The following is a 23,055-nucleotide window of genomic DNA, read 5'->3' on the forward strand; positions in this document are numbered from 1 at the left end:
CCTAGTCGCCGACACTGATCTCGACCGGACCGCCGAGCAGGCCGTCGGCAGTCCAGGATCGGACATCATAGCGGCCCGGCGGGAGGAGGAGCGGTATGTCTTCTCCGGGGAACAGCATCAGGCGGTCGATCGCGACTTCCTCGGTGCTGCCGCCCGCCGGGTGCGCCTCGACGATAACCCGCTCGCTTTCGGAGAGGAGCTCGGCCGGGATGTCGGTATCGATATCGCCGATCTCGCGCCGCCAGGTCGGACGGTTGCGTTCGAACTCGACCGGCGGGTGGGCGATGAAGTGGTCGACCTGATGCGAAATATTCGTTTCGCTGCCATCGGCCCAGACCGTTGTTCCCTCGGAGCTACATTTGGTCTGATAAATCGTTACATGATTGACGCCGGTCGCCTCGGCCAGACGGTTGCCGAACCAGCGGACTTCCTCGCGGCCTTCATTATTGACCGGTTGCTCGAAAAGATGTCCGCCGCCGACAAAGATAATGACTTTGGCATCCTGATCATGGTCGAACAAAGCGTCCATCATGTTGGCAGCCTGCGCGGTCTCTCGCGCATTGATCCGTTCTTCCCAGGTTTCCGGATTTTCCGGAACCTGTTCCGGCGTCTGCTCGTACGCTAATGTCGTCAGATACAGCTCGTCGATCCGGCGCAGCATGCGCGCATAGACCGGTTCATACGAGTAGGCGCCGATGTTGTACGGCACAGATCCCGGAGCCCGGCCCTCGGCAACCCAAATGTTGAATGTTTCCGCCGCAAAGAACTCGTAGCCCTGCTCAACGAGTCGCTCCGCGATCTGCACCACCAAAAGCCGATGCCGCGGTTCGAAATGCGATTCATTCAGCATCACGATCCGGGTGTCGGCGGCTTCAGCTTCCAGTTGTTCGAGAAAATCCGCGACTGTGCCGCGTTCGGGACAGGCTTCGGTACTCGTAAGGCTCGGCGCGTTTTCGAGCATGCTTTCGGCGATGTCTTCGCGGCCGACAAAACCAAACCCCTGTATCGGTCTTTGATAAAGGCTGATGTCTTCAGGATCCAGACTATCAAGGTCCTCCGGGATCCATTCAAACATACTCAACAGGCGCTGTTCGGCCGTCCATTGCGCGCTCGCCGCCGAAGGCTCCACCATCGCAACCAAGACCAACCCGATAATCCGGAACATGTCCCCCTCCCCTCAAGACAGGCACACAACCTTCGGAAGAATGTTGACGAAATTCAGGCAAAGCGTTCAGGCTGCATCCTGGCTGGTTTCGCGGCCCGGCTCATAGCCGAGGATGGGAGCGAGCGCCTTTTCGGCTTCGCGCAAGGTCCAGCCCTTGCGGCGGGCATAGTCTGCGACCTGGTCCTCGCCAATGCGGCCGACGACAAAATATTCGCTGTCCGGATGCGCCAGATAAAGGCCGGACACCGAGGAGGCGGGCGTCATGGCCAGTGTCTCGGTGAGCTCCACGCCGATCCGTTCCGGCGCACCAAGCAGCTCGAACAGGGTGAGCTTCTCGGTGTGGTCGGGTTGTGAGGGATAGCCCGGTGCCGGACGGATGCCCTGATAGGCTTCCTGGATCAGTTCGGCATTCGAGAAGGACTCGTCGGGTGCATAGCCCCAGATCTCCCGGCGCACGCGGGCGTGCAGATATTCCGCAAACGCCTCGGCGATGCGATCCGCGAGGGCGGCGAACATGATCGCCGAATAATCGTCCTGTTCCGACTTGAAGGCCTCCGTTCGGTCACCGGTCTCGCCGGCGGTGACGCAGAAGCCGCCGACCCAGTCCTCGCCTTCGGCCTTTACGAAGTCCGATTGCGAGAGATGTGGCCGGTCGTTCGACTTGGCCGATTGCTGGCGCAGGCCGAAGAAAATGGCGCGGGCGTCGGCCCGGCTTTCGTCGGACCAGACAATAATGTCGTCACCCAACCGGTTGGCTGGCCAGAGGCCGACAATTCCACGCGGCGAGAGCCAGTTCTCCGCGACGATCCGGTCGAGCATGGCCTTGCCGTCTTCCAGCAATGACCGGGCCGCTTCGCCGCGCCGCGGATCGTCGAGTATCTTCGGATAGCTGCCCTTGAGGTCCCAGCTGATGAAAAAAGGCGTCCAGTCGATATAGGGGACGAGATCGGCAACGGTGATGTCGTCTATCACGGTGAGGCCGGGCTGCCGGGGTCGCGCAACCGGTGAGGCAGGCGGGGTAAAGGCGTTCTCGCGGGCCGCGTCGAGGGACAGCCGGCTGCGCGCAGAATCCGTGCGCGCCCGCACTTCGCGGATTTTCGCCAGCGTCACGCGGTTTTCATCCGCGAAGGCGCCACTTTCCGTCGACAGGAGTTTCGACACCACACCGACAGCGCGGCTGGCATCCGTGACATGCACGACCGGTCCGGCCTGGTAGGCCGGTTCGATGCGCAGCGCGGTGTGCGCCGGGCTGGTGGTGGCGCCGCCGATCAGCAAGGGAAGGTCGAAATCGAGCCGCTGCATTTCGCGCGCGACTTCCACCATTTCGTCCAGCGATGGCGTGATCAGGCCGGACAGGCCGACAATGTCGGCGCCTTCGCGCCTTGCCGTCTCGAGGATGTCGGATCCTGGCACCATGACGCCGAGATCGACAATCTCGTAGCCATTGCACTGCAGGACGACGCCGACGATGTTCTTGCCGATATCGTGGACATCGCCCTTTACCGTGGCGAGCACGATCTTGCCGTTCGACTTGCCGGCATTGCCGGAGCGGCGCTTTTCCTCTTCGAGATAGGGCAGCAGCCAGGCGACGGCCTTCTTCATGACGCGGGCGGATTTCACGACCTGAGGCAGGAACATCTTGCCCGCGGCAAACAGGTCGCCGACGACATTCATGCCGTCCATGAGCGGGCCTTCGATCACTTCCAGCGGCTTGTCGAAGGCCTGGCGGGCTTCTTCGGTATCTTCGTCGATATGGTCGGTAATGCCGTGCACAAGCGCGTGCTCGAGGCGTTTCGCGACCGGCCAGCTGCGCCATTCGGCGGCCGCCTTTTCCTCCGCCTTGTCGGTTCCGCGATAACGCTCGGCGATCTCCAGCAGCCGGTCGGCAGCGCCCGGCTTGCGGTTGAGGATCACGTCCTCGACCGCCTCGCGCAGTTCCGGTTCGATGCGGTCGTAAATGTCGAGCTGGCCGGCATTGACGATGGCCATGTCGAGCCCGGCCCGGATGGCGTGATAGAGAAAGACCGAGTGCATGGCGCGGCGCACCGGCTCGTTGCCGCGGAAGGAAAAGGACAGGTTCGACACCCCGCCGGAGACATGGGCGTGCGGCAGTTCGGCGCGAATGCGGCGGGTCGCCTCGATGAAGGCCACCGCGTAATCGTCATGCTCGGCAATACCGGTGGCGACCGCAAAGATGTTCGGGTCGAAAATAATGTCAGCGGGGGCAATGCCGGCCTTTGTCGTCAGCAGATCGTAAGCCCGCTTGCAGATCGCAAACTTGCGGTCGGCGGTCTCGGCCTGGCCATCCTCGTCGAAAGCCATGACAACCACAGCCGCGCCGTAGCGGCGGACCAGCCGGGCCTGTTCGAGGAAGGGGGCTTCGCCTTCCTTCAGACTGATCGAGTTGACGATGGCCTTGCCCTGGGCGTTCTTCAGCCCCTCCTCGATCACCTCCCATTTGGACGAATCGATCATGACCGGAACGCGGGCAATGTCCGGTTCGCCAGCAATGAGGCGCAGGAAGGTCCGCATCACCGCTTTCGAATCCAGCAGACCCTCATCCATGTTGATGTCGATGATCTGGGCGCCGTTCTCGACCTGCTGGCGTGCGACCGACAGGGCTTCGTTATAATCACCATTGGTAATCAGCTTGCGGAAGCGCGCCGAGCCCGTGACATTGGTGCGCTCGCCGATATTGATGAAGGACTGGGCGGCGGTCATGACGCCAGCTCGAAAGGTTCGAGGCCCGAGAGGCGCATGGCGGGCTTGCGATCGGGGATTTCGCGCGCAGGACAGCCAGCGACTGCTTCGACGATCGCGCGCGTATGGTCCGGCGTAGTACCGCAACAGCCACCGACAATGTTGACAAGTCCGGACCCGGCCCATTCGCCAAGATGCTCGGCGGTCACCTGCGGAGGTTCATCATAGCCGCCGAGATCATTGGGCAAGCCGGCGTTCGGGTAGACGTGAACCAGCGTATCGGCGATGCGCGACAGGACAAAGACATAGGGGCGGAGCTGTTCAACCCCGAGCGAGCAATTTATCCCGACGCTGACCGGATCGGCATGGCGGATGGAGGCAAAGAAGGCCTCGACCGTCTGGCCCGACAGATTGCGGCCGGAGCGGTCAACGACCGTCATCGACAAGGCCGTCGGCACGCGCTCGCCGCGCTCGGTCTCGAGATCGCGCACGGCCGCAACCGCCGCCTTGGCGTTCAGCGTGTCGAACACGGTCTCGATCAGGAGATAGTCCGCCCCGCCATCGATCAGGCCGCGCGCGGCTTCGGCATAGACGGCGACCATCGCGTCGAAATCGGTGGCGCGGAATTCCGGCCGGTTGACGTCGGGCGAGATGGACAGCGTCGCATTGGTCGGTCCAACGGCACCGGCCACCCAGCGCGGCCGCTCCGGCGTCGCGAATGCGTCCGCCACTTCGCGGGCGATGGAAGCGGCCGCCTTGTTGATTGCATAGCTTTCCTGCGCCAGCCCGTATTCGCCCTGGCTGATCGCATTAGCGTTGAAGGAATTGGTGGAGATGATTTCCGCGCCCGCCTCGGCATAGTCGCGATGGATATCGCGGATCACGTCCGGGCGAGTGAGGTTGAGGATGTCATTATTGCCCTTGAGGTCGCGATTATGCCCGGCAAAGCGCTCACCGCGGAAATCGTCCTCCGATAGGCCGCGCTTTTGGATTTCGGTGCCCTTCGGCCCGTCGAGCACGACGATGCGCTCGCGTGCGGCGGCTTCCAGCGCCTTTATCCTCGTACATCGCTCCGGCATCGTTCAGGCCGCCTCTTCCATCGCGCGGACGCCCAACAAGCGGACGAGACAAATGGCGAGGTTGGCCCTGTTGAGCGTATAGAAATGGAAATGCTCGGCGCCGCCCTTCTCCAGCTTGCGGGCCAGCTTGGCGACAATGTTGGCGGTGACGAGATCTCGTGTGTCCGGATCGTTCTCCAGGCCCGCGTAAAGCGGCGGCAGGCTGTCGGGTACGCTGGCGCCGCACAGGCCCGCCATGCGTTGCAGACCGCTGAAATTCGACTGCAGCATCAGGCCGGGAATGATCGGGATGGCAATTCCGGCCGCCGCGGCACGGTCGCGAAAGCGGAAGAAAACGTCCGGATCGAAGAAGAATTGCGTCACGGCACGGGTCGCGCCGGCGTCGATCTTCCGTTTCATCACGTCGAGATCGTGCTCTGGGGACGGGCTGTCGGGGTGCTTTTCCGGATAGCAGCCGACCGATACTTCGGAAATGTTTTCGTCGCGGATTGCGCGGACAAGTTCGGAGGTGCAATCGAAACCGCCAGGATGCGTTGAATAGGCCTCGCCGACGCCATCCGGAGAATCGCCGCGCAGGGCGACAATATGATCGATACCCGCAGACTTGTAATCGCGGATGATGTCGCGGGTCTCCTCCCGCGTTGCCCCGACACAGGTCAGGTGCGCAGCCGCGGTCAATTCGGTATCGGACAGAATGCGCTTGACCGTCTTGCGGGTCCGTTCGCGGGTCGAGCCACCCGCGCCGTAGGTCACAGAAACGAAATCCGGGCGATAGGGTTCGAGGCGCTGGACCGTTTCCCAGAGACGGGCTTCCATCGCGTCGGTTTTCGGCGGAAAAAACTCGAACGAGACGGTCGGGGCCTTGGTCCGGCCAAAGGCGAAGGGGGCGGGTTCGGCTGTCATGCGGATTCTTCCCTAGACCGGGTAGGTTTCGCAGGCGCGTGCGCCGGCGCTCGCCTCGCCGCCCAGATTTTCACGGTCAAATGATTTTCCGGCTTTTCCGGGTGCAATGATGCGCGGCGGCGCAGCTCAAGCCCAGCGCTCTCCACCCAATCAGTGATCTCCTGATCGGAAAAACCAAGTCGGCGGTGAGCGTGCTCGGTCTTGAGGAATTCGAGCTGGTGCGGCGCAAAATCGGCGATCAGCAGAACGCCGCCCGGCTTCAGCACGCGCGCGCACTCGGCGATCGCGATGGCTGGATCGTCGAGATAGTGCAGCACCTGGTGCACAGTCACGAGGTCCGCGGTCTGGTCGTCGAATGGAAGGGCGGACACGTCGGCCTTGCGCACCGAGGCTCCGGTCAGTCCGGCACGCTCGAGATTGAGCCGCGCCACGTTGAGCATGGCATGGTTGACATCGACGCCGATCCCCTCGCCGACCCGGTCGGCGAAGACTTCGAGAATTCGGCCGGTGCCGACGCCGACATCAATCATCAGTTCGAACGGGCCGCTACCAGCGGCATCGCGCATCGCGGCTTCGACCTCGTCTTCGGACAAGTGAAGCGCGCGGATCCTATCCCAATCCTCGGCGGCGCGCTGGAAATAGGCTTCCGCGGCCGCAGCGCGCGCTGTCTTGACGGTTTCGAGCCTGTCGAGATCGCGCTTCAATACCGGATCGTCGGGCGGGGCGAGTTCGCCGATCACGCCGGCAAGCCGGTGTCCCGGCCCTCCTGCTACAAGTCGATAAAACACGTAGGCGCCTTCCGGCAGACGCTCGACTAGGTGCGCGTCGGTTAGCAGCTTGAGGTGACGACTGACGCGCGGCTGACTCTGGCCCAGCACCTGGACCAGTTCCGAAACGGTCAGTTCACCGCGCGCAAGCAGGCTGGCAATGCGCAGGCGCGTCGGCTCGGCCAAAGCCTTCAATTGTGCAACAAGATCGTCCATGAATCGCCGGTCCCTGAAAGATATAAAGATATGTTTATATCATTCTGGTCACGATTCAACGGCGAATATGAAAATGGCGGCTCCCTGCGGAGCCGCCCTTCCAAGACGCTTGATGCGCATGCCTAGCGGCTGAATCTCTTGAACTTGACCCGTTTGGGCGTGACCGCGTCCTCGCCGAGGCGGCGCTTCTTGTCTTCGATGTAGTCCGCAAAATTGCCCTCAAACCATTCGACATGGCTGTCGCCTTCGAAGGCGAGGATGTGGGTCGCGAGACGGTCAAGGAAGAAGCGATCGTGCGAGATCACCACGGCGCAGCCGGGATAGTTCTCCAGCGCCTGTTCCAGTGCGGCCAGCGTTTCAACGTCGAGATCGTTGGTCGGTTCGTCGAGCAGCAACAGATTGCCGCCGGTCTGCAGCGTCTTGGCGAGGTGGACGCGGTTGCGTTCACCGCCGGACAACAGGCCGACCTTTTTCTGCTGGTCGCCACCCTTGAAGTTGAAGGCACCGACATAGGCACGGCTCGGCACTTCCTTGCCACCGAGATTGATCATGTCGTGGCCGCCGGAAATTTCTTCCCAGACATTCTTGTTCGGGTCGAGCGTGTCGCGCGACTGGTCGACATAGGACAATTTCACCGTCTCGCCGATCCGCAGAGCCCCGCCATCGGGCGTGTCCTGACCCGTGATCATCTTGAACAGGGTGGACTTGCCGGCGCCGTTCGGGCCGATGACGCCGACCACGCCACCCGGCGGCAGTTTGAACGACAGCCCGTCGATCAGCAGCTTGTCCTCGAAACCCTTTTTGAGGTTTTCCGCCTCGACGACAACGCCCCCCAAGCGCGGACCCGGCGGGATATTGATCTGGGCGGTGTTGATTTCACGCTTCTCGGCCTGGTCGCGAAGATCCTCATAGGACTTGATCCGCGCCTTGGACTTGGCCTGGCGCGCCTTGGGCGAGGACCGGATCCAGTCGAGTTCGCGGGCGAGCGCCTTTTCCTTGGCGGACTGCTCGCGGCCTTCCTGGGCCAGACGCTTCTGCTTCTGCTCCAGCCACGACGAATAATTGCCCTCATATGGCACGCCGCGGCCGCGATCGAGCTCGAGCGTCCAGGTAGTGATGCTATCGAGGAAGTAGCGGTCGTGGGTGACAACCAGGATGGCGCCCGGGAAATTCTCGAGATGGTGCTGCAGCCAGTCGACGGATTCGGCGTCGAGGTGGTTGGTCGGCTCATCCAGCAGCAGCATGTGCGGTTCCGACAGCAGCAGACGGCACAGCGCGACCCGGCGGATCTCGCCGCCTGACAGTTTAGTGACATCCCAGTCCGCCGGCGGACAGCGCAACGCTTCCATCGCCATCTCGATCTTCGAATCGATGTCCCATGCGTCAGCCGCGTCGATCTTTTCCTGGAGCTCGGTCATCTCGGCCATCAGCTCGTCGGAGTAATCCTCGGCGAGCTTCATTGAGACCGCGTTGAAGTCGTCGACCAGCTTTTTCTGTGCTGACCCCTCGATGACATTTTCCCAGACCGTCTTGGCCGGATCTAGCTGGGGTTCCTGTGGCAGATAGCCGACGCGCACGCCTTTCTCGGCCCAGGCTTCGCCCGTGAACTCGGTGTCCATGCCCGCCATGATCTTGAGGAGTGTCGACTTGCCAGCGCCGTTGACGCCAACCACGCCGATCTTGGCGTCGGGCAGGAAGTGCAGGGAAATATTCTCGAAAACCGGCTTGGACGCACCCGGATAGGTCTTCGAGAGCTTGTCCATATGATAAACGTACTGATAGGCGGCCATGGGGCGCGTTTTTCCTCTCAAATCGGGGATGTCACGAATTGGCTCCGCCTATAGCGGAGTGCGGGTTGCAGGGCAATCGGGCGATGAGCGCCTAGTCAGCCGCAGCCGTCTTGGCGCGCCGCTTCTTCCGCCGCTGCCAGCGCTTCACGTGCGGAAGAAAGAACAGCCAGATCCCGGTCAGCCAGAGCACCAGCAGTAGAACGCCAGCCGGAAGGAATACGTAGAGCTTGACCCAATCGGCGAAGAAGGAGCCGTCATGGATCTGCTCGAACAGGTCGGAGCGGCGGTATTCCAGCGACAGCACGTCCAGTGTGACGAGGTCGATCTGCGCTTCCCAGCGATTGGGCGCAATGAATTTGGCGATGCCGCGATCGGAGCGGATGTCGATACGGTCGAACTGGTCCCAGCTGCTGATCTCAAGCTCGGGTATGGCAGCAGCCGCCTCGTAGAGCTGCAACAGGGACGTTTCCGGCACGCCCGCGACTTCCACCGCGCTGCGCTGGGTGGGTGGCTGGATCCAGGCGAGTTCTTTTTTCAGCATCAGGAAGATGCCAGCCACGATCATGACGCCGAGCGGGATCATCAGGGCCAGCGAGCCCCAATGGTGAATGTCTCGGAACAGCTTGTTGACGGTCATGGCGGGCATCGTCTCCAGCGAAGCCCTCGGGTCAAGCTTTCAGACATCTAATCTTTTGGTCATGGTCGAACGACCGTCTTTTCATTCCGGAACGGGGTGATAGGGTTCGGCCAAATCGTCTTGGGAGGGATGGATGCGAGGCCTTATCTGCGCCGTTATCATGGCGGCTCTGCCGCAAGCTGCGTGCGCACAATCGGACGCCGATGATACCGAAGAAAATGTATTGTCGGAAAGCACGTTCAGCGGGCTCGAGTTCCGCAGCATCGGACCGGCATTCATGTCCGGCCGCATCGGTGACATCGAAATCTTGCACGACGATCCGTCGACCTGGATTGTCGGCGTCGGCTCCGGCGGTGTCTGGCGTACGGAGAACGCCGGCACGACCTGGACGCCGATTTTCGACGACCAGGATGTTTTCTCGATCGGCACGATCACGGTCGACCCGTCCAACCCACACACGATCTGGGTCGGCACGGGCGAAAATCATGGCGGACGGCATGTCGGCTATGGCGACGGCATTTACCGCTCGCGCGATGGTGGCCAGTCGTGGGAACACATGGGGCTTGAGGAATCCGAGCACATCTCGGAAATCCTGATCCACCCCGAGGATCCCAACACGATATGGGTTGCCGCGCAGGGGCCCTTGTGGTCGCCGGGCGGCGAGCGCGGCCTCTACAAGTCCACAGACGGAGGCGAGACCTGGGAACAGGTACTGTCGGCCGGCGAATGGACTGGCGTCACAGACATCGTCATGGACCCGCGCAATCCCGACCGGCTGCTGGCCGCGACCTGGCAGCGCCACCGCACGGTCGCCGCCTATATGGGCGGCGGTCCGGAAAGCGGGCTGCACGTTTCCGATGATGGCGGCGAGACCTGGCGCGAAGTCACCGCTGGCCTGCCGACCGGCAATCGCGGCAAGATTGGCCTCGCCATTTCGCCGCAGAATCCGGACGTGGTCTATGCGGCGATCGAGCAGGACCGGCGAGAGGGCGGAATCTACCGTTCGGATAATCGCGGCGAGAGGTGGACGCGGATGTCGGACACGGTCTCCGGCGGCACCGGTCCACACTACTACATGGAGCTTTATGCCGACCCCCACCGTTTCGATCGCATCATCCTGGTTAGCAATACGACGCAGATATCAGACGATGGTGGCGCGACGTTTCGTGACATCAACAACGAGAACAAGCATGTCGACGATCACGCGATCGCGTTTCATCCGACGGATCCGGACTACATTCTCGTCGGTTCGGATGGCGGGCTCTACGAATCCGTAGACGACCAGCGCACTTGGCGCTTCATCTCGAACCTGCCGATCACACAGTTCTACGACATTGCGCTGGATGATGCCGAGCCGTTCTACAACATCTATGGTGGCACCCAAGACAACAACACCCAAATGGGTCCTTCGCGGACGGACAGCCGTCACGGCATCCGCAATTCGGATTGGGTCGTGACGCTTTTTGGGGACGGGCACGAGCCGGACATCGAACCGGGCAATCCGGATATCGCCTATTCGAGCTGGCAGCAGGGCAATCTGGTGCGTTTTGACCGGACGACGGGCGAGCTCGTCTACATCCGGCCGCAGACCGAGCCGGGCGAACCGGCGGAGCGTTACAACTGGGATGCGCCGCTGGTAGTCTCGAGCCACCAGCCGACGCGGGTCTACCATGCCTCGCAGCGCGTCTGGCGGTCGGACGATCGCGGCGACACCTGGACTGCGCTGTCGGACGACCTGACACGCAATGAAGACCGGATGCTGCTGCCGATCATGGGCCGGCAATGGTCCTGGGATGCGCCGTGGGACGTCTATGCGATGTCCAATTACAACACGATCAGCGCGTTGGCGGAATCGCCCGTCGACGAAAATGTGCTCTATGCCGGCACCGATGACGGTCTGATCCAGATCACGACTGATGGCGGCGAGACCTGGAGACGGATGGAAACCGGCGATCTGCCGGGCGTGCCGGACCTCGCCTATGTCAACGATTTCGAGCCATCCCGTTTCGAGGCCGGAACCGTGTATGTCGCGCTCGACAATCACAAGCAGGGTGATTTCGCGCCCTATCTCCTGCGTTCCGACAATAGCGGCCGTACCTGGCGATCAATCTCGGACGGCCTGCCGGAGGACGAGCAGGTCTGGCGCATCGCGCAGGACCATGTGAACCCGGATCTTCTGTTCATCGGGACCGAGTTCGGCGTCTATTTCACCATTAATGGCGGCGACAACTGGGTGCAGCTCGGAGCCGGAATCCCGACGATCTCGGCGCGCGATCTGCATATTCATGAACGCGAGAACGACCTGGTCGTCGCTACGTTCGGCCGCGGCATCTACATACTGGACGACATTTCGCCGCTACGCGACGTGACGGTCGAGATGCTTGAAGAGGAACAGCACCTGTTCCCGGTCCGACGCACCTGGTGGTACCAGGAGCAGCACGAGCTGAGTTTCGACAGCGGCGCCTGGCAGGGCCATGGCTATTTCACGGCCGAGAACCCGCCCTTCGGTGCGGTCTTCACATATTATCTCAACGAGACGCTTCAGACTTCCGAGCAAGAGCGCCAGGAAGCCGAGCGCGAACTGATCGAGGATGGCGCGGATACGCCCTTCCCGGGTTTTGATGCGGTCGAGGCGGAACGCCGCGAAGCACCACCGCGGATGTGGCTGGTCGTACGCGACGAGGCCGGGCAGGTGGTGCGCCGCCTGCAAGGACCGGTCACTGAGGGCTTCCATCGCGTGGCGTGGGATCTCACCTTCCCGGGCACGGCACCCGTCTCGGGACCGGAAACGCCTGACACCGCGGCCGGTGGCTTCCTGGTCGGACCCGGCACCTACACGGTGACGCTGATGCGAGAAATGAACGGTGAACGTACCGAGATCGGCGAGCACCAGAGTTTCGAGGTCGAGCGGCTTTCCGAAGGAGCGCTTGAAGGCAGTCCGGATGATGAAGTCGTTGCCTTCTGGGAACGCCTGGCCTCCATGCAACGCAGCGTGTCGGCGGCCAATGCGGCGATCAATGTGACCAGGTTCCGCCTGGAACGTCTACAATCGGCTTTGTTCCGGACGCGAACGGCACCGGGCGAGCTGGATGACCAGTACGAGGCTCTGCGCCAGCGCCTGTTCGAGATCGAAGAAGATCTCGGCGGCAATCAATCGAGCAACGGGCAATACGGCTCGGAACCGTCAACGGTCTCCTCGCGCCTGGGATTCGCACAGCTGGGAACGGCATTTGCGACTTACGGGCCCAACCCTGCCCATCGCCGGCAACTCGATCTCGCGGAAAGCGAATTCGGCGATATCCGGGAACGGCTCGATACGTTGATCGAGGACGATGTGCCGGCTTTCGAGGAAGCGCTCGCCGAAGCCGGGGCGCCGTGGACGCCAGAAGCTGTGCTGCCGCCCATGTAGGCAACATTTTCATGCTGAAAGCCTTGCGGGCCCGCAGCGCTTCACGGCGGTGCGGGCCTGCTCTAGTTTGCACGCCAGAAAAACGGATCGGGGTGCACCATGATTTCGCTGATTGCCGCGCTGGGCGCACTGATAACGCAGCCGCCCCCGACGTCCGAGCTGACCCTGGAACGCCTGTTTGCCAGTCCGAGCCTGAATGGTCCGGTCGCAAGCGCGACACGCTTTTCGCCTGATGGCGGACTTATCACCTTCCTGCAAGGCAAGGAAGAAGACGCCAGCGTGCATGATTTGTGGGCGATCGACGTCGATGGCGGCGAGCCCTTTCTGCTGGTCGATAGCCGCGACCTGGTGCCGGAGGAGCGCGCACTCTCCGAGGCCGAGATTCAGCTGCGCGAGCGCGCGAGGATCAGCGGTTCAGGAATCGTCACCTATGACTGGGACGCGCTAGGCGATGCGTTGCTCTTTCCGCTCGATGGCGATGTGTTTTATTACCAGCTGGAGCGCGGTGAAGCGCGCCGGTTGATGGAAACGGACGCAGCCGAGACCGACAGCCGGATTTCTCCTTCGGGCCGCTATGTCGGCTTTGTCCGTGAGCAGAACCTCTACGTCCACGATCTTGCCAGCGGTGAGACCCGCGCCATCACCTGCGAGGGCGGCGGCGTGCTATCCTACGGCGTGGCTGAATTTGTCGCGCAGGAAGAAATGGACCGGTCGACCGGCTACTGGTTTTCACGCGATGACCGCTTCTTGGCGTTCACCCGTGTCGACGAAAGCCCAATCCCGGTTTCCTACCGGGTCGATATTGACGGCGACGGCGCAACCATTGTGGAGCAGCGCTACCCGTATGCCGGTGAGGCCAATGTCGGTATCCGGCTGTTCATTGAGGAGATTGAAACCGGCGAGCGGGTCGAGGTCGATCTCGGCAGCGAAACGGACATTTACCTGGCGCGCGCGGATTGGGGACCGGACGGAACGCTCTTTATTCAGCGTCAGAACCGTGCCCAAACGCGGCTCGACCTCTTGCAAGTCGATCCGGCATCCGGCGACACCACCGTGATCCTGACAGAAATCGATCCGGTCTGGATCAATCTGACCAACGACCTCACCTTGCTTGACGACGGGACTTTCCTGTGGACGTCGGAACGCAGCGGCTTCCGGCACATCTATCACTATGGCGGAGACGGGACAGAGCTCGCTGCCATCACCGGCGGCGATTGGCCGGTCAGTGCCATTGAGGGCATCGATGCGGATGCCGGCCGTGTTTATTTCTCGGGCTGGATGATAGATCCGCGGCAGCGCCATCTCTATGCCGTGTCCTATGTCCAGCGAGGCGCTCAACCTGTGAAGGTCACATCGGGACAGGGCTGGTGGAGCGGAATATCCGTGGGATCCGGCGCACAGACCTTTGTCGCGAGTTTTTCCGATCCTGCCACGCCCAGCCATACGGCGCTCTATGACGCCTCCGGCGAACGGCTCCGCTGGATTGAAGAGAACGCGCTGGATACCGAGCACCCGTATTTTCCGTATCTCGAGGATCACATCGTACCGGAACGCGGAACCCTGATCGCGGAAGACGGTGCGGAGCTGCATTATTTGATGTATCTGCCGCCGGAATTTGACAGCAATCGGCGCTACCCCGCCATTGTCAACGTCTACGGCGGACCGGGAGTCGGCCGCCGGACGCGCATGTCCTGGACCGGCGCCACGAACCAGTACATCGCTCAACAGGGTTATATCTATTTCATGCTGGACAATCGCGGCACGCCGGATCGCGGGCATGTCTTCGAGACTGCGCTCCACCGCGCGATGGGAGGTGTAGAGGCGCAGGATCAGCTAGCCGGATTGGCTTTCCTGCAATCGCTTGATTACGTCGATCCTGATCGCATCGGTATCTGGGGCTGGTCCTATGGCGGCTACATGACGCTGATGACGACGCTGCAGTCCCCCGGCGCATTCGCCGCGGGTGTCGCCGGTGCCCCGGTCACCGACTGGGCGCTCTACGATACCCACTACACAGAGCGCTATATGGGAACGCCGCAAAACAATGCGGACGGGTACGAGCAATCCTCGGTATTTGCCCATCTGGACGGCTGGTCGACACCGATGCTGATCATGCACGGCATGGCGGATGACAATGTGGTTTTCGAGAACACGACACGCTTGATCAGCGAATTGCAAAATCGCGATCTATCCTTTGACCTGATGACTTATCCCGGACAGCGCCACGGGATCCGGGGTGAGATGCGCCAGCGTCACCGGTTGCGCACCATCATGGACTTCTTCGACTGGCACCTGCAGCCGGAAAACTAGTCAGAACGGCACGAAATCACCGGCGCTGTCATTCAACCGACGGCGGCGCACCTTCCAGTCCGGCATCAGGTCCCCGACGACCGCCCAGAACCGTGGCGAGTGGTCGGGGACTGCAAGATGCGCGACTTCGTGGGCGCAGACATAATCGATCAACTCCGGATCCGCGCCGATTAGTCGCCAGTTGAGCCGGATAATGCCCTTTGCATCACAACTGCCCCAGCGCCGCTTTTGATCACGGACGACGACTTTCGCAACCTGGCGGTCGAGCCTGTTTGCATAGCGTTGAACCCGTTCCGGGAAATCGGCTTCAGCTTCTCGCCGGTACCACCGTTCAAGGCCTTTCCTGATCGTCGTTGTCCGCATTTCGCCGGCAAGGTGCCTGTCGATCTCAACCTCGACCTGGCCGTCCTTCAATTCGACGCGGGTGCGGGCGCGCGTGGCGTGCGCTGTTATTTCGAGACTGACGGTTTGTCCGAACAGCGGAAAGCTTTCGCCACTCTCGAACCTGCGCTGCGCACGTTGCGGACGTCTCGCCCAGTCTTCAAGTTTGGTGACGACCCAGCCGGCCTTGTCTTCGAGTACGCCGCGAATCTGGCGCTCGCTGGCGCGTTGGGGCGTTCGCACCTGCAGGCCGTCATGGTCTATCTGCAATGCAATTGTGCGGCGGCGCGGCGAGCGCACAACGCGATAGGCGATGTCGCGGCCGGCCAGTCGAATCGTCTGCGTCATGCGCCGAACATTCGAACCGTCAGGTGCAGCGATCAAGCGCCGCTTCCCTCAACCCCGAAACGCCGGAAGTCCGACAGTGCGCGGATCAGATCCTGCCGATCCATTCTCGAAGGATCATCCAGCCACCAGTCGAGGAGATGGAACACGGCTCCGACCTCGCAGCGTGCGGCAGCTTCATAATCCAGCCCCGACCGGATCCGTCCGGAGTGGCGGCCATCCTCGAACTCCTTCACCCGAAGCGTTGCGATCGCATCGACCACTTCCCGGCGGAGCGGGTCGTCGCCCCCGCCGCGGCTTAACAACAGGCGAAACAGGGCGCCGTGGGTTTCAGCGAACCCGACCACACCTTCCATCGCCAGGCGGTCACGGGTCTCGTGGTCGACATCGAGCGCGTAGGTGGCCTCGATACCGGCAATGATGGTTTCCTTCCCGGCACGCATCACCTCTTCGAACAATGCCTCCTTGTCCGGAAAATGGGTGTACAGCGTGCCCATGGCGACACCGGCCTCGCGCGCAATATCGCTGATGCGCGTGCCTTCGAGCCCGCGCGCCGCAAAAACCTCCGCGCCGGCCGAAACCAGCCGTGATCGTGTTTCCTGCTTCTGCTTCTCGCGCTGGCCCGGCATGTCGATGAACTATTATTCATTGAAGGTTCATTCAGTTAATGCGATTCTGTGAGACAGATCAATCCGGGAGGCAGACTTGGGACCCAGAAACCGCGTGATTCCAGCGATGACCCTGGCGGTCTTGCTCGGGTGGCTTGCGATGATTCCAGCGGCCGACGCCGTCTGTCGATGGCGGGTCTCGGCGACCATTGAGGGCATACGTCCTGACAATCCGCCTTTCGCCGGACGCCGGTGGCCCGCCGGCAATCTCGAGGTCCGGGTCCAGGCGCGAACGCCGGGCGGGCTATGGAACACGCCGAACTGGCCCGCCACCTATACTGGTGCCAACGGCCAGTTCTCGGTGACGTCGGCCATCGTCTTCCCGGACCCTGCCTGTCAGCAAAACCGCCAGTTCCGCGTCCAGATCCGCGGCTATGACACCGGCAATCAATGGCGGACCGTTTACACCGGGTCGGCGCCCGGCCCGAATGACATGTCCGGCATCCGGACGCCGGCGCCGACGCATGCGGTCACGATAGGCGACGTCATCTGCAATGATGAAACTTGCCGCGGCGGAATCATCAGCGTGACGGGACTGACAGAGCCGCCAGTTGATCTGCGCCCCGGCGATAATGGTGACGATAATGATGAAGGTGACGGCGATGACACCGGCGACGATCATAATGGCGACGATCCGCTTGGCACACCGCGCTTCGAGCCCTCGCCCTGCGGCATCCTGCAGGCCCCCTTTGTCGAAGGAGTCGAGTTCCGCTTCGGCCAGATGCCTTCAAATCCCGGGCCTCTGAGCGCCGATCAAGCACTGCGAATCGAAACCCGGCCGCGGGGTAATGGCGACATGACGCTGAACCGCATCACGCAACACATTCGTATCGAGAATGCCGGCTCGCGCGATTACCGCCACAATCCACGTTGTCCTGCAGAAGTTCACTTCCGGCTCAATGAGGGGCCCGGCCACCGCGGCGAGGGAGAAGACGCCTGGTCGCTTCCCTACACTGCTGACATCCCGGACGTGGCCGTCAATGCGTCCGAGCCGGTATCGGCAAACGGCAATCTGTGGGGCGCCGGCGATGACCTTGTTGGTGAATGGGACGAGGACTGGGAGCACGCACTGATCGAGGTCACGCTGGATGCGACCCACGCCGTTCTGGAAACCGCGGAAGGCGATAACCGAATCGTGCACTGCTACCACGCGCCCTCCAACAGTTTCGCAGCCATGAGCGCCTGCGAAGACGCGTCAGACTAAAGGGGAACTTTCATGAGACAGATCGTTGTCGCAATCGGATACGGCTCGCTCGTCGCCGCAGCAGCGCTTGCCCAGCAAAATATCGAAGGGCATCCGCTCGTGACGCCTTACGAAGGCTCCGACGGCGGCGGGGAATACTGGGAATACAATGCCTACGACATGATCGTCGGCTTCGATTTTGACGCGCGTGAAGCGATTACGGAGCCGATCGAAGGACAGGTCACGCGTCTCTACTATGAAAGCCCGGACGAGCGCTCGGAGCTGGAAATCTTTCGCAATTATCGCACGGCGCTGGACGAAGCCGGATTCGAGGAGATCTGGTCGTGTGCCGGAGACGGCAGCTGCACGACCGGCTCGAGCCGGAACGCTTTCTCCGCCGCCAACGGAATTCGCGCCATAAACGGTCCCAATTCCCATTATGCGATCGGCACGCTGGGCTATGATGGGCGCCTTGCCTATGTTGCGGTTGCGACCGGGCGACACGGAACTTCGATCGATATCATCGAAACTGCTGAAATGGATACCGGCATGGTTGCGATTTCTGCCGCAGCGCTGGCAAGCGGGCTCGATGCCGACGGCCATGTTCGCGTCGACGGCCTGATGTTCGCACACGATTCCGATGTGTTGCTGCCGGAGTCCGAGGAAGCCCTGGACGCATTGAACACGCTGCTGACTGATCGGCCTGACCTCGATCTCCATGTCGTCGGGCATACCGACATGTCGGGATCGCTGGCCTACAATCTGGGACTGTCACAGCGCCGGGCCGCCTCGGTGATTGCGGCCTTGGTGGAAGACTATGGCATAGACGCCCGCCGTCTTGACGCCCAAGGCGTCGGCCCCCTCGCCCCGGAAGCCACCAATGCCTCTGAGGTCGGTCGCACCCAGAACCGCCGCGTCGAGATCGTCGTGCGCTAGGCGGTCAGCAACATGCGTGCGATGGCTTCCAGCCCGACACGATCGATATCATCGAATGCGCTTGGCGCTTCGCTGTCGACATCGAGAACTGCTGCCAGCCGCCCGTCGGTATCAAGCACGGGCACGACGATTTCCGAATTCGTGCGCGCGTCGCAAGCGATATGCCCGGCAAAGGCATGGACGTCGTCGACGATCTGGGTCTCCAGCGTTGCGGCCGCCGTGCCGCATACGCCCTTGCCGAACGGTATCCGCAAACAACCCATTGTGCCCTGGTAGGGGCCAACGACGAGTTCGTCCGGTTTCTGCGGATCGACCTCGTAAAATCCGGTCCAGAAAAAGCGTGGCCTGAAGGCTTCGGCGAGCAAACACGACGCCGTGGCGAAACGCGCCGTCCGGCTGGTTTCGTCGGCCACGACCGCCTCGACTTCCCTGCGTAATTCCTCGTAACGCGCCTGTTTATCTTCGGAGGTCATCGATTTTGCCTTTTGAGAATAAGGGCCTGCGGGTGTAATGTGTTTGACGGGGGAAGATTACAAGGGGGTGTTATGCGGTATTTCGGGGTTCTCCTCGTGGGCACGAGTGCGCTTGCGCTCGGGGCCTGCGAGCCGCTGTCAGGTAATCCGGTGCCGGTCTGGGCCCGCGGTCCAGTCATCGAGGCGCAAGGACGCGCCTTTGTCGAGGTTCCGGCCAACCGGGCACGATTCCAGGTCAGCTTCGAGGGGCGGTCCGAGACCAGCCCCGAAGCCTCGCAGCAAGCGGTCATGCGGGCCAATCTTGCTGCGGAAGCAGTGCGGCTCGCGACCGAGGGCTCCGTGCGCGTTACGTCAAACTTATCGGTGCGACCCTATTACGAGCAGGTCACCGAGCGCTATGGCGACAATGGCGAACGCCTGATCGAGAACCGGCATCCCGACGCGCTCTTGGGGTATGTCGCCACGGTTCAGATGAATGTCGTGGTGCTCGATCCGGATCGCACCAGTGAAGCGCGGGGCGCCGCGCTGGCCGCCGGCCCCGTCAACTCGGGAAATGTCGATTTCTTCCTCGAACCGACGGCCGAGGATCAGCGACTGGCTTTTGCGGCTGCAGTCAATGATGCCACGGAGCGCGCGCAGATCGTTGCCGACGCGGCCGGCTCGCAGTTGGGTGAGATCGTAACATTGCAAGAAGGACAAGGGCCCTGCCTCGGCTCGCCATCAACTGAAACCGGATACGACGAATATGCGCGGTATGCGTCGGCACCCCCGCCGCCGCCGCCACCGCCACCGCCACCCCCGGCACCGCAACCCGGTAGCGCGATGACGGCGGAGCAATTGCTCGCCGATCTCGATCGCTATTCGCTTGCTGCCGATCGGGAGCCGCAACGTGTGACAGCCAATGTCTGCGCGGTGTTCAGCGTCGAAGATCGCCCCGCACCTCGCTATGAACGCTGATCTGCAGCGAATGACATTCGGGGCTGGCGCAGGCCGTCCTTGCAGCTAGGTTTCCTTTCGAATTCGAGGGAGGAAACCGCCATGATCCGCTTCGACGGACGCACTGCTATTGTGACCGGAGCCGGAAACGGGCTTGGCAAGAGCCATGCCCTGCTGCTTGCCGAACGCGGTGCCAATGTCGTGGTGAACGACCTTGGCGGAACGGTCGATGGTTCGGGCGCCTCGTCGGCGGCTGCCGAATCCGTGGTGCAGGAAATCGCCAGCATGGGCGGCAACGCGATTGCGCATGGCGCCAATGTCACGAAAGCCGACGAGGTCGCCGACATGGTGGACGCGGCCATCAAGGCCTTCGGCGCGGTCGATATCCTTGTCAACAATGCCGGCATCCTGCGTGACAAATCGTTTGCCAAGATGACTCTCGCTGATTTCAAGCTGGTCGTGGACGTCCACCTTATGGGGTCCGTGACCTGCACTAAGGCGGTCTGGGACCATATGAGGGAGCGCGGTTACGGGCGAATCGTGATGACCAGCTCGTCCTCTGGCATCTACGGCAATTTCGGTCAGTCGAATTACGGCGCCGCAAAGATGGGACTGGTCGGTCTGATGAATGTTCTCAGCCTCGAAGGCAAGAAGAACGGCATCCGCGTCAACACGCTGTCGCCCACTGCCGCCACGCGCATGACCGAGGGCCTGCTGCCGCCTGCGGCGCTCGACCTGATGACCGTGGAAAGCGTCTCGGCCGGCCTTGCCTTTTTGGTCAGTGAAGAGGCGCCGGAGCGGACAATCTTGTGTGCGGGCGCGGGCGGCTATGCAGCCACGCGCATCTACGAAACGCCGGGCGTCTATTTGCCCCCGGAAGAGCAGACGCCAGAAGACGTGGCGGCGAATTTCAACCGCATACTCGATCCCGCGGGTCAGGACATGCTGACTGACGGGTCGGGTCAGACGATCAAGTTCGTGAGCGCCGCCGCCAAGCATTTCGGCGTTTCGCTCGGCTGATCATGGCGCACAGTTTTGACGATGCCCTGGCGCTGTCGCCGGAAGACAAGGACGAACGCCGCGCGCGGTTTTCCGGGACCACGCCGCAAGCCTACCAGAACATGATTGGCCCTTTCGGCGGTGTCAGTGCCGCTCTGCTGGCGCAGGGCATGAAGATGTCAGCGCGGGACGATCTCGAGCTCGTGTCGATCACCACCGACTTCATGACCGGTCTGCAGGCCGGGCCCTATTCGCTTTCTTCCATCTGCCACCGGTCCGGCCGGTCGACACAGTTCTGGGCGGCAAACATCCAGCAAGAAGGCACATCGAGCCCGGCCCTGCGTGGCACTGCGATCTTCGGCGAGCGCAGGAGGACGGCTGAATGGACAGAGGGCGCGATGCCGGATGCGCCTGCACCGGAGGCTTGCGATGCCTTCAAGCCGCCACGGACTTGGGCAGAACACATTTCGATCAAGCCGTGTCTGAATACCGACATTTTCAACGCCAGCTCGACGCGGAATGCGCTGTGGGTGAAATTCACCGAGCCGCGTCCCCTGGACGATGTCGGACTGGTCTGCCTCGCCGACACGCCAACGCCGCGCGTCTTTTTCGTCGTCCATGATTTTGCGGTGCTGTCGACGGTTTCGATGACGGTTTACCTGCATGCATCCAAGGATGATCTGGCAGAGGCGGGTCCGGACTGGATCATGATGGATGCCAATGCCGGTCGTGGCGGCGGTGGATTCTACGACCAGCACACGCGAATCTGGTCGCGCGCCGGCAAACTGCTCGCGACGACCCAGCAAATGGTCTGGTACAAGGCTCCGCCCGAGGCGACGAAAGCGTAATTGCGTTCTCACCGTGCCTGTTCTTTAATGCCCGCCTGTCTTGCGCAGGAGGGAAAATTTCATGGCCATTGTTGCGATCCGCCAGAATGGCGGAACGATCTGACACTTTGACGTCAGGCGGCACGCTAGCCGCGCCCTCATCTTCGTTCCGTTCATTCTTACCGGCTGACGCTGCGGGAAACCCCGCGGCGCGTTGATCTGTGGCCTGCGGGCCGAACGGAACTATTGAGATGACCGAATACTCACTCGAGTCGCTGGGGTGGACCCCGGCCCTCATGCAATCACTCGACCTCGACCAGGAAACACCCGGCGATGTTGCGCGGATCAGTGCGGTTCATCGCGACAGCTATGAAGCCCTGACCGCTATGGGCAGGCTGCGCCTTCGCACCATGCCTCCTGCGACGCCGCCGGGCGAGCGGCCAACGGTCGGCGACTGGATCATCATCGACGCCGCACTCGAACGCCCCTGCCGGGTCTTGCCGCGTCGCAGCCTGTTCGCACGCAAGGCCCCAGGTGCACTAGCGGAACGGCAGCTGATTGCTGCCAATGTCGATGTCGCCTTCCTCGTGTCTTCTTGCAATCACGACTTCAATCCGGCGCGGCTGGAGCGCTATCTTTCACTCACGCGTGAAGCCGGTGCCTACCCGGTCATCCTACTGACCAAGGCCGATCAAACAGATGAGCCGGGCGGCTTTATCGGCGCGGCCCAGGCGATTGCCTCCGATTGCCCGATCGAAGCGTTGAACGCCTTGGAGCCAGACGAGACCCGGAGATTGCGTGACTGGATCGGTGCGCACCAGACCGTCGCCTGCCTTGGCTCCTCCGGTGTCGGCAAGACCACGCTTCTGAACGCGCTGACCGGGGGCTCGGATGCCGTTGCCGGTATTCGCAATGATGATAGCAAGGGCCGACACACGACGCGGGCGCGGTCCATGCACAGGCTTCCCGGAGGCGGGTGGGCCATCGATCTGCCCGGCATGCGGGAGCTTGCCCTGGCAGGCACCTCCGACGGCGTCGATGCAACCTTTGCGGACATTGTGGATCTGGCGAACGATTGCCGATTCAGGGATTGCCAGCATGAAAGTGAACCCGGCTGTGCGGTTTCCGCGGCGATCCGGTCGGGTAATCTACCGGAAAGTCGCCTGGAGCGTTTCCGGAAGCTGCAGCGCGAAATCTACCGCAACAATGCGACGCTGGCTGAGAAGCGGGCGTCGGACAAGGCACTCGGCAAGCTCTACAAAAATGTCCAGACCGCCCGCAATGCCCGCCGCGATGCCGAATGACTGTCCGCGGGCTCGCGGCGCCGGGAG

The 23,055-nt window shown here is 62.1% G+C and carries 16 protein-coding genes and 1 pseudogene; 8 read left to right on the forward strand and 9 right to left on the reverse strand.

Annotation, left to right across the window (positions count from 1 at the left end; genetic code table 11):
- Position 1: 1 nt before the first annotated feature.
- From ACOOFN_RS03080 to ACOOFN_RS03105, 6 genes and pseudogenes are all read right to left on the reverse strand, one after another.
- Complete coding sequence (locus tag ACOOFN_RS03080; RefSeq protein WP_420433568.1) at positions 2-1,165, reverse strand: hypothetical protein; 1,164 nt, start codon at positions 1,163-1,165, stop codon at positions 2-4.
- A gap of 66 nt (positions 1,166-1,231) precedes the next feature.
- A pseudogene (gene metH / locus ACOOFN_RS03085) lies at positions 1,232-4,944 on the reverse strand (methionine synthase).
- 3 nt (positions 4,945-4,947) lie between these two features.
- Positions 4,948-5,847, reverse strand: coding sequence for a methylenetetrahydrofolate reductase [NAD(P)H] (gene metF / locus ACOOFN_RS03090; protein WP_420433570.1), 900 nt, complete (start codon positions 5,845-5,847; stop codon positions 4,948-4,950).
- Positions 5,844-6,830: an ArsR/SmtB family transcription factor gene (locus ACOOFN_RS03095; RefSeq protein ID WP_420433572.1), complete on the reverse strand. Its 987-nt coding sequence runs from the start codon at positions 6,828-6,830 to the stop codon at positions 5,844-5,846. Before ACOOFN_RS03095 ends, metF begins: the two co-directional genes overlap by 4 nt.
- Positions 6,831-6,952: 122 nt before the next feature.
- A complete protein-coding gene (gene ettA, locus ACOOFN_RS03100; protein WP_420433574.1) occupies positions 6,953-8,620 on the reverse strand; it encodes an energy-dependent translational throttle protein EttA in 1,668 nt (555 codons plus the stop codon).
- 91 nt (positions 8,621-8,711) lie between these two features.
- Positions 8,712-9,257, reverse strand: a complete 546-nt coding sequence (locus ACOOFN_RS03105; protein ID WP_420433576.1) for a PepSY domain-containing protein — start codon at positions 9,255-9,257, stop codon at positions 8,712-8,714.
- 133 nt (positions 9,258-9,390) lie between these two features.
- On the opposite strand from ACOOFN_RS03105, the gene ACOOFN_RS03110 reads away from it, so the two are divergent.
- Positions 9,391-12,666: a VPS10 domain-containing protein gene (locus tag ACOOFN_RS03110; protein ID WP_420433578.1), complete on the forward strand. Its 3,276-nt coding sequence runs from the start codon at positions 9,391-9,393 to the stop codon at positions 12,664-12,666.
- Positions 12,667-12,765: 99 nt separating this feature from the next.
- A complete protein-coding gene (locus tag ACOOFN_RS03115; RefSeq protein WP_420433580.1) occupies positions 12,766-14,976 on the forward strand; it encodes a DPP IV N-terminal domain-containing protein in 2,211 nt (736 codons plus the stop codon).
- Here the strand turns inward: ACOOFN_RS03115 and ACOOFN_RS03120 are convergent, their stop codons facing one another.
- Positions 14,977-15,705: a M48 family metallopeptidase gene (locus tag ACOOFN_RS03120; protein ID WP_420433582.1), complete on the reverse strand. Its 729-nt coding sequence runs from the start codon at positions 15,703-15,705 to the stop codon at positions 14,977-14,979. It lies immediately after the preceding gene.
- Positions 15,706-15,737: 32 nt separating this feature from the next.
- Positions 15,738-16,331 carry a TetR/AcrR family transcriptional regulator gene (locus ACOOFN_RS03125; RefSeq protein ID WP_420433584.1) on the reverse strand — a complete coding sequence of 198 codons (594 nt, stop codon included), beginning with the start codon at positions 16,329-16,331 and terminating at the stop codon, positions 15,738-15,740.
- A 76-nt stretch (positions 16,332-16,407) separates the two neighbouring features.
- On the opposite strand from ACOOFN_RS03125, the gene ACOOFN_RS03130 reads away from it, so the two are divergent.
- Together ACOOFN_RS03130 and ACOOFN_RS03135 are read left to right on the forward strand one after the other, a co-directional pair.
- Complete coding sequence (locus ACOOFN_RS03130; RefSeq protein ID WP_420433586.1) at positions 16,408-17,574, forward strand: hypothetical protein; 1,167 nt, start codon at positions 16,408-16,410, stop codon at positions 17,572-17,574.
- A 12-nt stretch (positions 17,575-17,586) separates the two neighbouring features.
- On the forward strand, positions 17,587-18,489 hold the full coding sequence (locus tag ACOOFN_RS03135) for an OmpA family protein (protein ID WP_420433588.1): 903 nt from the start codon (positions 17,587-17,589) through the stop codon (positions 18,487-18,489).
- Here the strand turns inward: ACOOFN_RS03135 and ACOOFN_RS03140 are convergent.
- Positions 18,486-18,962, reverse strand: coding sequence for a GAF domain-containing protein (locus ACOOFN_RS03140; RefSeq protein WP_420433590.1), 477 nt, complete (start codon positions 18,960-18,962; stop codon positions 18,486-18,488). The two genes, ACOOFN_RS03135 and ACOOFN_RS03140, sit on opposite strands and share 4 nt — an antisense overlap.
- A gap of 72 nt (positions 18,963-19,034) precedes the next feature.
- Here ACOOFN_RS03140 and ACOOFN_RS03145 point away from each other — a divergent pair, with 72 nt between their 5' ends.
- From ACOOFN_RS03145 to rsgA, 4 genes are all read left to right on the forward strand, one after another.
- Positions 19,035-19,919 carry an SIMPL domain-containing protein gene (locus ACOOFN_RS03145; protein ID WP_420433592.1) on the forward strand — a complete coding sequence of 295 codons (885 nt, stop codon included), beginning with the start codon at positions 19,035-19,037 and terminating at the stop codon, positions 19,917-19,919.
- An 81-nt stretch (positions 19,920-20,000) separates the two neighbouring features.
- Positions 20,001-20,918, forward strand: a complete 918-nt coding sequence (locus ACOOFN_RS03150) for an SDR family NAD(P)-dependent oxidoreductase (RefSeq protein ID WP_420433594.1) — start codon at positions 20,001-20,003, stop codon at positions 20,916-20,918.
- A gap of 2 nt (positions 20,919-20,920) precedes the next feature.
- Entirely contained in the window at positions 20,921-21,745 is an 825-nt protein-coding gene (locus ACOOFN_RS03155; RefSeq protein WP_420433596.1) for an acyl-CoA thioesterase, read from the forward strand.
- A 230-nt stretch (positions 21,746-21,975) separates the two neighbouring features.
- On the forward strand, positions 21,976-23,028 hold the full coding sequence (gene rsgA / locus ACOOFN_RS03160; protein ID WP_420433598.1) for a ribosome small subunit-dependent GTPase A: 1,053 nt from the start codon (positions 21,976-21,978) through the stop codon (positions 23,026-23,028).
- The last annotated feature ends 27 nt before the right edge of the window (positions 23,029-23,055 follow it).

It is taken from the genome of Hyphobacterium sp., assembly GCF_965217055.1.
Taxonomy (GTDB): domain Bacteria; phylum Pseudomonadota; class Alphaproteobacteria; order Caulobacterales; family Maricaulaceae; genus Hyphobacterium.

What these genes read in the sequence shown, in the direction of transcription:
- ACOOFN_RS03110 (WP_420433578.1), top strand. Translation starts at nt 9,391, where the DNA reads ATGCGAGGCCTTATCTGCGCCGTTATCATGGCGGCTCTGCCGCAAGCT.
- ettA (WP_420433574.1), bottom strand. Translation starts at nt 8,620, where the DNA reads ATGGCCGCCTATCAGTACGTTTATCATATGGACAAGCTCTCGAAGACC.
- ACOOFN_RS03115 (WP_420433580.1), top strand. Translation starts at nt 12,766, where the DNA reads ATGATTTCGCTGATTGCCGCGCTGGGCGCACTGATAACGCAGCCGCCC.
- metF (WP_420433570.1), bottom strand. Translation starts at nt 5,847, where the DNA reads ATGACAGCCGAACCCGCCCCCTTCGCCTTTGGCCGGACCAAGGCCCCG.
- ACOOFN_RS03135 (WP_420433588.1), top strand. Translation starts at nt 17,587, where the DNA reads ATGAGACAGATCGTTGTCGCAATCGGATACGGCTCGCTCGTCGCCGCA.
- rsgA (WP_420433598.1), top strand. Translation starts at nt 21,976, where the DNA reads ATGACCGAATACTCACTCGAGTCGCTGGGGTGGACCCCGGCCCTCATG.
- ACOOFN_RS03120 (WP_420433582.1), bottom strand. Translation starts at nt 15,705, where the DNA reads ATGACGCAGACGATTCGACTGGCCGGCCGCGACATCGCCTATCGCGTT.
- ACOOFN_RS03140 (WP_420433590.1), bottom strand. Translation starts at nt 18,962, where the DNA reads ATGACCTCCGAAGATAAACAGGCGCGTTACGAGGAATTACGCAGGGAA.
- ACOOFN_RS03080 (WP_420433568.1), bottom strand. Translation starts at nt 1,165, where the DNA reads ATGTTCCGGATTATCGGGTTGGTCTTGGTTGCGATGGTGGAGCCTTCG.
- ACOOFN_RS03145 (WP_420433592.1), top strand. Translation starts at nt 19,035, where the DNA reads ATGCGGTATTTCGGGGTTCTCCTCGTGGGCACGAGTGCGCTTGCGCTC.
- ACOOFN_RS03095 (WP_420433572.1), bottom strand. Translation starts at nt 6,830, where the DNA reads ATGGACGATCTTGTTGCACAATTGAAGGCTTTGGCCGAGCCGACGCGC.
- ACOOFN_RS03105 (WP_420433576.1), bottom strand. Translation starts at nt 9,257, where the DNA reads ATGACCGTCAACAAGCTGTTCCGAGACATTCACCATTGGGGCTCGCTG.
- ACOOFN_RS03150 (WP_420433594.1), top strand. Translation starts at nt 20,001, where the DNA reads ATGATCCGCTTCGACGGACGCACTGCTATTGTGACCGGAGCCGGAAAC.
- ACOOFN_RS03125 (WP_420433584.1), bottom strand. Translation starts at nt 16,331, where the DNA reads ATGCCGGGCCAGCGCGAGAAGCAGAAGCAGGAAACACGATCACGGCTG.
- ACOOFN_RS03155 (WP_420433596.1), top strand. Translation starts at nt 20,921, where the DNA reads ATGGCGCACAGTTTTGACGATGCCCTGGCGCTGTCGCCGGAAGACAAG.